Source organism: Corynebacterium sp. 401_CJEI, assembly GCF_001076435.1.
Lineage (GTDB): Bacteria > Actinomycetota > Actinomycetes > Mycobacteriales > Mycobacteriaceae > Corynebacterium > Corynebacterium jeikeium_D.
Genome location: NZ_JVIP01000031.1, coordinates 157 through 7994 on the forward strand (window position 1 = coordinate 157; position 7838 = coordinate 7994).

Annotated in this window: 1 protein-coding gene and 2 rRNA genes; 1 reads left to right on the top strand and 2 read right to left on the bottom strand. The window is 54.1% G+C overall.

Annotated features, from left to right (window positions below; genetic code table 11):
• Nucleotides 1-66 precede the first annotated feature (66 nt).
• Both ADM64_RS07095 and ADM64_RS07100 read right to left on the bottom strand, forming a co-directional pair.
• Nucleotides 67-3157, bottom strand: a 23S ribosomal RNA gene (locus ADM64_RS07095).
• Nucleotides 3158-3537: 380 nt separating this feature from the next.
• Nucleotides 3538-5060, bottom strand: a 16S ribosomal RNA gene (locus ADM64_RS07100).
• Together the 16S and 23S rRNA genes form the textbook arrangement of a ribosomal RNA operon.
• A gap of 819 nt (nucleotides 5061-5879) precedes the next feature.
• Between ADM64_RS07100 and ADM64_RS07105 the strand changes: the two genes are divergently transcribed.
• Entirely contained in the window at nucleotides 5880-7328 is a 1449-nt protein-coding gene (locus ADM64_RS07105; protein WP_049193702.1) for a nucleobase:cation symporter-2 family protein, read from the top strand.
• Nucleotides 7329-7838 lie beyond the last annotated feature (510 nt).

A 7838-nucleotide genomic window follows, 5' to 3' on the forward strand; every position in this document is an offset into this window, starting at 1 on the left:
GGGTGGGTGGTGTCATGCCAGACACTGAATAACGGACGCGAGCAAAAACCCTGTAATTCACACTTTGTGTGTTGAATGTTTGGTCTATTAGTACCGGTCACCTCCACACCTTACGATGCTTCCAGATCCGGCCTATCAACCCCATCATCTATAGGGGACCTCAAAAGAAACCTAATCTTGGAACAGGCTTCCCGCTTAGATGCTTTCAGCGGTTATCCCTTCCGTACGTAGCCAACCAGCCATGCCCCAGGCGGGACAACTGGCACACCAGAGGTACGTCCATCCCGGTCCTCTCGTACTAGGGACAGCCTTCCTCAAGTTTCTACGCGCGCGGCGGATAGAGACCGAACTGTCTCACGACGTTCTAAACCCAGCTCGCGTGCCGCTTTAATGGGCGAACAGCCCAACCCTTGGGACCTACTCCAGCCCCAGGATGCGACGAGCCGACATCGAGGTGCCAAACCATCCCGTCGATATGGACTCTTGGGGAAGATCAGCCTGTTATCCCCGGGGTACCTTTTATCCGTTGAGCGACACCGCTTCCACAAGCCGGTGCCGGATCACTAGTCCCTAGTTTCCTACCTGCTCGACCTGTCAGTCTCACAGTCAAGCTCCCTTGTGCACTTACACTCAACACCTGATTGCCAACCAGGCTGAGGGAACCTTTGGGCGCCTCCGTTACTCTTTGGGAGGCAACCGCCCCAGTTAAACTACCCACCAGGCACTGTCCCTAACCCGGATCACGGGCCGAGGTTGAGATGTCCAATACGATCAGAGTGGTATTTCAACAACGACTCCACCCCAACTGGCGTTGAGGCATCACAGTCTCCCACCTATCCTACACAAACCGAACCGAACACCAATACCAAGCTATAGTGAAGGTCCCGGGGTCTTTTCGTCCTGCCGCGCGTAACGAGCATCTTTACTCGTACTGCAATTTCGCCGGGTCTGTGGTTGAGACAGCAGGGAAGTCGTTACGCCATTCGTGCAGGTCGGAACTTACCCGACAAGGAATTTCGCTACCTTAGGATGGTTATAGTTACCACCGCCGTTTACTGGGGCTTAAATTCTCCGCTTCGACCCGCAAAAGGGGTCTAACAGGTCCTCTTAACCTTCCAGCACCGGGCAGGCGTCAGTCCGTATACATCGACTTACCCGTCTTCGCACGGACCTGTGTTTTTAGTAAACAGTCGCTTCCCTCTATTCTCTGCGGCCACAACCAGCTCAACCACGTCGGTCACCAGTCATGGCCCCCCTTCTCCCGAAGTTACGGGGGCATTTTGCCGAGTTCCTTAACCACAGTTCTCCCGATCGCCTTAGTATTCTCTACCTGACTACCTGTGTCGGTTTCGGGTACGGGCCGTATATCCACATCGCTAGAGGCTTTTCTCGGCAGCATAGGATCACCAACTTCCCCAAAACGGGTACGCATCACGCCTCACCCTATATGTGCTCCGGATTTACCTAGAACACGGGCCACACGCTTACACCACGATATCCATCACGTGGCACGGCTACCTTCCTGCGTCACCCCATCACTTGGCTACTACCAGTTCAGGTCCCCAGCATCACACACACCAACCAACCTAAAAGGCTAGTAAACGGCGCGTGTTCAGGTGGGTTAGTATCCCTGATTCACCATGGGCGCGGACACACGGGTACGGGAATATCAACCCGTTATCCATCGACTACGCCTGTCGGCCTCGCCTTAGGTCCCGACTCACCCTGGGAGGATTAACCTGGCCCAGGAACCCTTAGTCATTCGGCGGAGGAGTTTTCCACTCCTCATTCGCTACTCATGCCTGCATTCTCACTCGCGCACACTCCACACTAGGGTTACCCCAGCGCTTCACAGCAGTCACGCGACGCTCCCCTACCCAACCACCAAAAGGTGATTGCCGCGGCTTCGGCGGTGTACTTGAGCCCCACTACATTGTCGGCGCAGAACCACTCGACCAGTGAGCTATTACGCACTCTTTCAAGGATGGCTGCTTCTAAGCCAACCTCCTGGTTGTCTTCGCGATCCCACATCCTTTTCCACTTAGCACACCCTTAGGGGCCTTAGCCGGCGATCTGGGCTGTTTCCCTCTCGACTACGAAGCTTATCCCCCGCAGTCTCACTGCCGTGCTCTGACCTCACCGGCATTCGGAGTTTGGCTGATGTCGCTAAGATGATAGTCCCGCTAAACCAACCAGTAGCTCTACCTCCAGGAGGAAACACACGACGCTGCACCTAAATGCATTTCGGGGAGAACCAGCTATCACGGAGTTTGATTGGCCTTTCACCCCTACCCACAACTCATCCCCTCAGTTTTCAACCTAAGTGGGTTCGCGCCTCCACAGAGTCTTACCTCTGCTTCACACTGGCCATGGGTAGATCACCCCGCTTCGGGTCCAGGACATGCCACTGACAACACACTAGTTAGTATTCGCTTTCGCTACGACTACCCCACCAAACGGGTTAACCTCGCGACATGCCGCTGACTCGCAGGCTCATTCTTCAAAAGGCACGCCATCACCCCACAAAAAAGGGCTCTGACGGATTGTAAGCACATGGTTTCAGGTACTATTTCACTCCCCTCCCGGGGTACTTTTCACCATTCCCTCACGGTACTAATCCGCTATCGGTCATAAGCAGGTATTTAGGCTTACCGGGTGGTCCCGGCAGATTCACAGCAGATTCCACGAGCCCGCTGCTACTCGGGCAACACACCAATTGCACGCACGGGTGTTTCACGTACCGGACTCTCACCGTCTACGGCAGGACATTCCAATCCACTTCCGCTACACCCACACAACACAACGCAGGACTAGCAGACCCTGCACAATGCATCCCCACAACCCCACGCACGCAAACCCTGCCAGGTATCACACGCACGCGGTTTAGCCTCATCCACGTTCGTTCGCCACTACTAACGGAATCACAATTGTTTTCTACTCCTACGGGTACTGAGATGTTTCACTTCCCCGCGTAACCACCAATTAGACTATGAATTCATCTAACGGCGACCGCCCACAACGACGGCCAGGTTTCCCCATTCGGACACCCTCGGATCAACGCTCAGTTGGCAGCTCCCCGAGGCCTATCGCAGCCTCTCACGTCCTTCATCGGCCTACTATGCCAAGGCATCCACCATGCGCCCTTACAACACAACACACAAACAAATAACTAAGAACAATCACAAACAGAAAAACTGCTTGACAAAATCGAACTTACAGAAAAACAAGATGCTCGCGTCCACTATCCAGTTCTCACACAACACCCACACACCACACACAAACCACCAAACAGCAGCCTGCCCGCAGCACGCAGCAACCTGTAAACAGGAACAACAACATGTGTCATCCCAGACACCCAACAGCGCACCAACAACCAACCAACACCAAAGGAAAGCACAAACGCTTAAAATCATCACACGCACGCGCAGACCACCACTTCAGTGATCTAACCAGTAGGTGTTCCACCCAAAAAACAAAAAATAGCCACACGCCACCAACACGATGACACATGACACAAAGAAAAAATAATCTCCTTAGAAAGGAGGTGATCCAGCCGCACCTTCCGGTACGGCTACCTTGTTACGACTTCGTCCCAATCGCCAATCCCACCTTCGACAGCTCCCCCACAAAATGTGTTAGGCCACTGGCTTCGGGTGTTACCGACTTTCATGACGTGACGGGCGGTGTGTACAAGGCCCGGGAACGTATTCACCGCAGCGTTGCTGATCTGCGATTACTAGCGACTCCGACTTCACGGGGTCGAGTTGCAGACCCCGATCCGAACTGAGACCGGCTTTGCGGGATTAGCTCGCCCTCACGGACTGGCAACCCACTGTACCGACCATTGTAGCATGTGTGAAGCCCTGGACATAAGGGGCATGATGATTTGACGTCATCCCCACCTTCCTCCGAGTTAACCCCGGCAGTTTCTTACGAGTCCCCACCACAACGTGCTGGCAACATAAGACAAGGGTTGCGCTCGTTGCGGGACTTAACCCAACATCTCACGACACGAGCTGACGACAACCATGCACCACCTGTATACAAGCCACAAGGGAAACACCATCTCTGGCGCGATCCTGTATATGTCAAGCCCAGGTAAGGTTCTTCGCGTTGCATCGAATTAATCCACATGCTCCGCCGCTTGTGCGGGCCCCCGTCAATTCCTTTGAGTTTTAGCCTTGCGGCCGTACTCCCCAGGCGGGGCGCTTAATGCGTTAGCTACGGCACGGATCCCGTGGAAGGAAACCCACACCTAGCGCCCACCGTTTACGGCATGGACTACCAGGGTATCTAATCCTGTTCGCTCCCCATGCTTTCGCTCCTCAGCGTCAGTTACTGCCCAGAGACCCGCCTTCGCCACCGGTGTTCCTCCTGATATCTGCGCATTTCACCGCTACACCAGGAATTCCAGTCTCCCCTACAGTACTCAAGTTATGCCCGTATCGCCTGCACGCCCGGAGTTAAGCCCCGGAATTTCACAGACGACGCGACAAACCACCTACGAGCTCTTTACGCCCAGTAATTCCGGACAACGCTCGCACCCTACGTATTACCGCGGCTGCTGGCACGTAGTTAGCCGGTGCTTCTTCTCCATCTACCGTCAGAAACCCTTCGTCGATGGTGAAAGGAGTTTACAACCCGAAGGCCGTCATCCCCCACGCGGCGTCGCTGCATCAGGCTTCCGCCCATTGTGCAATATTCCCCACTGCTGCCTCCCGTAGGAGTCTGGGCCGTGTCTCAGTCCCAATGTGGCCGTCCACCCTCTCAGGCCGGCTACCCGTCGCCGCCTTGGTAGGCCATTACCCCACCAACAAGCTGATAGGCCGCGGGCCCATCCCACACCGAAAAAACTTTCCACCACACCCTCACGGTGCGGTCCTATCCGGTATTAGACCCAGTTTCCCAGGCTTATCCCGAAGTGCAGGGCAGGTCACCCACGTGTTACTCACCCGTTCGCCACTCGTGTACCCCAGCAAGCTGGAGCCTTACCGTTCGACTTGCATGTGTTAAGCACGCCGCCAGCGTTCGTCCTGAGCCAGGATCAAACCCTCCATCAAAAACCCTTCAAATCAGAAGAATCAAAAAAACAATGAAAGGCCCAAAAACCTGACAAAAACAGACAAACAACCACCACACACCACAAACAGTGCGCGGCCTGGCCGTTATCCAAAAATAAAACGTTCTCCCCTTCGAACCGACGAGGCCAAAAAAGAAGAGAACAACCATGATCTTTCCCACAAATGAAAAAACCACGCGAAAAGCACCCAAACAAAGGCGCCGCCACGCAATCCATCACCCGCAAGCACAAAAGGACCCAAAACAAACAAAGGCCCCCGGCACCCACCAGCAACACACACGCGCAAACGACAACCAAACAAGCACTTTCCCAAAAAAGTATTAGTTAGTACATCGGCACACTATTGAGTTCTCACACAACACACACCCACGAAGACAACCACCCCAAACCAGGGCAACCACCACATGAGCAGCAGAAGAAGACTCTACCTTCACTGCAAACACAAGTCAAACCGACCGTGAATACAAAGTAAACTCTCCCCCACATCACCACAACAAGCAATCACATCGCCCTGTCGCGCTGACCCCGGATACATTACACACACTTCACACATAAAGCGAACCAGCAGGTCACAATGCCTTTCTTGAGCACTTTCGAGCTAATAGAAGACCATAACCCTAGAGTTTCACTTAAAGCTGTTCGGCAATGCGTTCGTTCACCGGCTTCTTACGCACACTCACGATTTATCTCAGCAAAGTGACAAGTCTCGAGGCCTTCGTCGTAAAGCGAGATGGAGCGAAACCACCCCAATAGAAAGCTCCAGTGAGGAAAAGCTGGACTAGGGAACTAAAGTCGAACTGTGACTACATCAACGAAGACCGATGCCCGGCCGGTCCATCCGGTCGATGAGTATCCGGGCCATGTGAAATTGCTTGTACTCGGCTTTCAACATGTGCTCGCCGCGTATGCAGGCGCGGTGGCAGTCCCGCTTTTCGTGGGCTGGGCACTTGTGGATGCCGGGCGTATGTCCCCATCCGATATTCCGCACCTAATTGCCGCGGACCTGTTTGTTGCCGGCATCGCCACCATCGTGCAGTCGGTGGGTATTTGGCGATTTGGTGTGCGGTTACCACTGATTCAGGGCTGTACCTTCTCTGCCGCCATTCCGATGGTCACTATCGGATCGCAATACGGCGTGCCCGCAATCTACGGTTCGGTGATTGCATCGGGCATTTTCATGATGCTCTTTGCACCGCTTTTTGCGTCGCTTCTACGTCTATTTCCGCCGTTGGTCACTGGCACGGTGCTATTGATTATCGGTACGACGCTTATGCCAGTCGCAGCTGACTGGGTTGGTGGCGGTGCTGAAGTCAAGGACACTCCTGATTTCGGCACGCCCCAAAACTTGGCAGTAGCTGTGTTTGTGTTGGTCTTGATTCTCAGTATTGAGCGTTGGGCACCGGAATGGCTCGCCCGAATCGCCGTTCTAGTGGGCATGATTTCTGGGTTGCTGCTATGCATTCCATTGGGAATGGTGGATTGGTCTGGGACCAAGGACTCACCAATCTTTGGGCTGACACATCCGTTCTACTTCGGCATGCCTGAGTTTGTCTTCTCGGCTGTATTTGCCATGTGCATTGTCTCGCTTGTGACTATGGTCGAGGCGACTGGAGATGTGCTTGCAATCGGTGAGATTACCGAGACCGAGATTGATAATCGCAGTATTGCCGACACACTGCGTGCCGACGGTGCTGCGACCATGATCGGCGGTATTTTCAATACCTTCCAATACACGGCGTTTGCCCAGAACATCGGCGTCCTGTCCATCACGGGCGTGCGATCCCGATGGGTTACCGCAGCTGCAGGCGGAATGCTGCTGATTCTGGGACTGATTCCAAAGACGGCCGCTCTCGTTGCTGCTATCCCGGCTCCAGTTTTGGGAGGTGCCGGTATCGCCTTGTTCGGCATGGTCGCAGCATCCGGCGTCCGCACCCTATCCAAGGTTAAGTTCACTGAATCCAACGTGATCGTGGTTGGTATTCCGTTGGCACTGGCATTGCTTCCGGCTGTATCGCCCGAACTATTCTCCGGACTGCCGGCATGGGCACAAACGTTTATGGCCTCAGGAATCTGCGTAGGTTCCGTCGCAGCTATTATCTTGAACCTTTTGTTCAACACCGCCGACCGTGCACCGCACGCAGTTACTCCGAGCGCTCACGACACCTTCCGCGGAGGTATCAACTCTGAAGATAAGGACCACGACGGCTACGGCGACGTCCCGCCCGCTAAGCCAAGCAGTAATAACTAACTTCGGTACTTTGATTAGCGTGGCTGGATAGCTCAATCCCAGACCGCGCTGGCGTAATTAAATACAACACATTCCCGTATGGGCGCAGGCAATACCTCGCCCATACGGGATTTCCTTTTGGCGCGACCTTGGATGGCGCCGCGTTGTCTCGTAGGTAGGGCTTAAGAATCAGGACGAATTCCAAATAAGCGTATGGATCCCTATTTGGACAGCTTGGCAGTAAAGCCCCATTGAAGCGCGGTATCTGCATGTCGGGATGAGTGGCTGTGGTAAACACAGAAGTGCAATAACTGAATCGGACATGCCAACAAGCTCAGTGCCAGAATTCGAGGAGCCTCCGACCGGTGTACTGCGCATCGGACCCTTCTAAGTACCCGCAATTAAGCCAAATCGGTAGCTACCCCGAGATATAAGCCACGACATTTGTCGATTAAATGTTGTTTACTCGTGGGCACAAAAGTGGGCCGCAGCACCCAACCCCACACGGGAACTGGCTACCACGACCCACAA